The following is a 548-nucleotide window of genomic DNA, read 5'->3' on the forward strand; positions in this document are numbered from 1 at the left end:
ACTCACCCCATATCGAAATGATCAACCGGTGATCGCCGCCAACCGCGTCGGTGGATCGAGGCTCAGGTGTGGGCCCGCGACTGTTCTTCCAGCGCGTTCCCGAAGGCAAGGTCGTCAAGAATCGGCTGCATCTTGACGTGCGGGTCGGCACCGGGCTCGTGGGTGAAGAGCGCCTGGCCGCACTTGAGGCCGAATGCGCACGACTGGTCGCGCTCGGCGCGGTACGCGTGCGACTACTGCCTGCCGATGACGACAACGAGTCGTGCCTCGTGATGCAGGACATCGAGGGCAACGAGTTCTGTCTCGACTGAGTGGCCGCGCACCTTCGCGAGTCGACTGGTGCAGTTCGCCATCACGAGGGTCGCCGTCCCGCGGCGCGCCAACGGTCCTGATCCAGAACCATCCCTCGGTGTCCACGAGCACGAATCTGGCGGCGATCGGCGCCAACATCCGCTTAGAGATCGCGCAAGTAGGTGGTTTCATGGGCGGCGGGTGGGGCGGGTGTTCCAGCGGTAGAGGGTCCAGGCCTGGCGGATGAGGCTACGGAT

1 pseudogene is annotated in these 548 nt (G+C 64.8%); it reads left to right on the forward strand.

The features are described 5' to 3' along the window. Positions 1-62: 62 nt before the first annotated feature. Positions 63-311, forward strand: a pseudogene (locus tag V6U90_RS33830) (VOC family protein); the annotation flags it as partial. Positions 312-548: the final 237 nt, after the last annotated feature.

The organism is Micromonospora sp. CPCC 206060, assembly GCF_036906895.1.
Taxonomy (GTDB): Bacteria; Actinomycetota; Actinomycetes; order Mycobacteriales; family Micromonosporaceae; genus Micromonospora.